Annotated in this window: 3 protein-coding genes; all 3 read right to left on the bottom strand. The window is 71.5% G+C overall.

The window, feature by feature from the left end:
• Positions 1-137: 137 nt before the first annotated feature.
• Positions 138-1007, bottom strand: coding sequence for an alpha/beta fold hydrolase (locus tag GA0115259_RS36185; protein WP_093604683.1), 870 nt, complete (start codon positions 1005-1007; stop codon positions 138-140).
• On the bottom strand, positions 1004-1495 hold the full coding sequence (locus GA0115259_RS36180; protein WP_202450668.1) for an SRPBCC family protein: 492 nt from the start codon (positions 1493-1495) through the stop codon (positions 1004-1006). The genes GA0115259_RS36185 and GA0115259_RS36180 overlap by 4 nt, the downstream gene beginning before the upstream one ends.
• Positions 1496-1610: 115 nt before the next feature.
• Positions 1611-3036 (bottom strand): FAD-binding protein (locus GA0115259_RS36175; RefSeq protein WP_107469388.1); only part of this gene is annotated, 1426 nt, incomplete at its 5' end.

Raw genomic sequence — 3036 nt, 5'->3', positions numbered from 1 at the left:
GGCTGATGTCGCGTTGGTGCCGTGGATCGCAAGGCGGAGGAGGGAGCCCACGCGGAGCGTGGGCGACCGACGACAACGCGGCGAGGCGCGGTGCCGGGGCACGCGAGCCCAGCAAGATCCAAACGAGAGGCCCCAGGTCAGGCGCGCGGACGGGCGACGAGGCCGCCGACGGCCCGTACGATCTCGTCCGGCCGCTCCAGCGGGAGCATATGACCCGCGCCGGGAAGCTGCTCGAAGCGCGCGTCCGGCAGCGCCTTGGCCACCGCGTTGCCCAGCTCCGGCTTGACGACCCGGTCGTTCTCGCCCGCGAGCACCACGGCCGGTACCTCCACCGCCGCCAGTCCCGCGCGCAGATCCATCCCGCGCGAGGAGGCGAAGCAGTCGGCGCGTACCTGCGGCGCGGTCGCCGCGAACATCTGCCGGTTGACCTCCAGCAGGAACGGGTCGACGCCCTTGCCCATGGTCTGGGCCAGCAGCCGCCGGCCGAGCGCGGGGCGGCGCAGCGCGCGGGAGAAGAGCGCGCTGCCCATCATGCGCACCTCGCTGTCGGGCGTCTCCTGGTCGTGCGCGGCCGTGCCCAGCAGCACCAGTCCGCGCAGCCGGCGCGCGGCGGCCGGATCGGCCGTGGCGTACGACATGGCGGCGAAACCGCCGCCCGAGTGCCCGACCAGCACCGCGTCCCGCGAGCCGGTCTCGCCCAGCACCGCGGCCAGGTCCGCGCCGAACCGCCGGACGGCGATGGGCTCCTTGCCCAGGCTCGACGCGCCGTGGCCGCGCTGGTCGTACAGCACCACCCGGTACCCGGCCCGGATCAGCCGGTCCGTGACGGTGCCCCAGACCCGGCGGCCCGCGGCCCAGCCGTGCGCGAGGACGACCGTCGTACCGCTGCCGGCACCGGCCTTCAGCGGCGCGAGGACGCTCACCGCGAGCGTGGCGCCGTCGTCGGTGCGTACGGTGGTCTCGTCGGTACGGGCGCCCGCGTCGGCCGCCGGCGTGACGGTGCTCATCGCGCTCCTCCGGCCGGTACCGCGCTGAGCTGCTTGCCCAGCGCCACAAAGGCCGCCAGCGCCGCCTTCGAGTGCTCGGCGCCGATGTCGGCGACCTTGGACATCAGCTTCAGCTTGCCGCCGTGCGGACGCCCGCGGAAGTGCATGGCGATACGGGTGCGGCGCCCGTCGTCCAGCGGCTCCAGAATGAAGTCGGCCGGACCGCGGAAGTCTCCGTCGACATACTCGACGGTCATCCTGCGGCCCGGGACGACGGACTCGGTACGGGCGGTGAAGCGGAGCTTGGGGCCCCCGTTGCCGACGCCCTTCGTGTGGACGGTCACGGCGACCAGGCCGCCCACCTCGTCGGGCGCGCCGGAGACCGTCTCGAAGGTGTTGGCCGGGACCCACCAGCGGGCGGCACCGCGGAACTCGGCGACGAGCGCGTCCCAGACGACGTCCGCGGGGGCGTCGACCACCGCCTCGTCGATGATGTCGTAGCCGTTCATGCCAGTCTCCCTGTGTGGGACGGCGGATGGGATCGAAGGAGCGGGGCCCGCGACGGGCCCCGCTTCCGTGTCCGCTGTGCCGGTCCGGCCCGAGTGGCCGGTCCGGCACACCGGATCAGCCGAAGAAGCCCTGACCGGGCGTGAGGATGCCGGCCGGGTCGTAACGGCGCTTCGCGTTCAGGAGGTCGGAGTAGCGGCTGCCGAAGTGCTTCTTCCAGTCCGTGGTGGTCATCCGCGGGATGGCACCGACCAGATAGCGCTTGGCGCCCAGCGCGACGGCCTTGTCGTACAGCCGCCGGTTCTGCTCCAGCATCCCCGCGATGTCCGGCTCACCCGGGTGCGGGAAGCGCAGCAGGTCGAAGAGGTAGCCGATGGAGTCGTTCGGCTGGACCGCCATCGGACGCTTGAGCTTCGACGTACGGTACGGGTACGTCAGCACGAAGCCGACGCCCAGGTCGTTCGCGGTCAGGTCGGCCTCGGCGATCTGGAGGAACTGCTTGACCTTGGCGGCCGGCAGGAACAGGCTCAGCCAGGGCTTCGGCTGCTCCCAGTAGCCGAACGCCTTGTAATCCTCGACATACGCGTCGAAGCGGAAGATGTAGTCACGGAACGACATGTCGTCGACGGTGGCCTCGGAACGGACGTCCCGCAGCCCGGCGATCAGCGGGTCCCGGGCCGGGGCGGTGCCGGTGTAGGTGGCACCCAGCTCCATCCGGTAACGCCAGCCAGAGTCGTCGGGCTTGCGCGCGAGTTCACCGGCCTGGACCTCGAACTTGCCCTCCGCCAGGACCTTCTCCGCGTCGGCGAGGTAGGTCGCCACATCGTTGTAGATGAGGTTGAAGACGACGATCCGCTCCTTGGCGGGGACGATCTTCACCGTGAGGCGGACGATGATGCCCACCTGGCCGCCGCCGGCCAGCGCGGCGTTGAACAGGTCGGGGCGGACGCTGGGGGAGGCGGTGAGCAGCTGCCCGGCACCCGTGACGATGTCGATCGACTCGATGGTGTCGACCGCCAGGCCGTACTTGCCGACCGTGCCGCCGATGCCGCCGACGCTGATCGTGCCGCCGATCGACAGGTGCATGTAGTCGGGCATGGCCGGCGGCATCTTGCCCTTGGCCGCCGCCGCGTCGGTGAGCTGGGCCCAGGTGACACCCGCCTCGACCACGGCGCTGTTCGTACCGACGCTGACGACCTTGCCCAGACCGCGGGAGTCGATCGAGATACCGCCCGGGACCGCCGCCTGGCCGTAGTTGGAGTGCGACTCCAGATCGTCACCGGTGCCGCTGCGCCCGTTCGCGGCGATCTTCAGTTTGTTGGCCCGGGCGTAGTTGACCATCTTGACGATGTCATTGACCGAGCCCGGCACCAGCACGGCCCACGGGGTGATGTCCGACACCAGGTTGCCGAAGTCCTTGCCGAACTGCACAAGGTCGGCCGCGGAGGTCTTCAGCGAGCCGTCCAGCGGCGGTACGGGCGCCACATCGCCCCACCAGCCACCGCCACCGTGGCCGCCACCGTGGCGGCTGGCCTCGGCGGCC

Origin of the sequence: Streptomyces sp. MnatMP-M17 (genome assembly GCF_900091995.1) — a bacterium.
In the GTDB taxonomy this organism is placed as follows: Bacteria; Actinomycetota; Actinomycetes; order Streptomycetales; family Streptomycetaceae; genus Streptomyces.
This window is presented reverse-complemented; position numbering and strand designations above follow the sequence as displayed.

Excerpts from the sequence above, each read along its gene's own strand:
- GA0115259_RS36185 (WP_093604683.1), bottom strand. The coding sequence starts at position 1,007 with ATGAGCACCGTCACGCCGGCGGCCGACGCGGGCGCCCGTACCGACGAG.
- GA0115259_RS36180 (WP_202450668.1), bottom strand. The coding sequence starts at position 1,495 with ATGAACGGCTACGACATCATCGACGAGGCGGTGGTCGACGCCCCCGCG.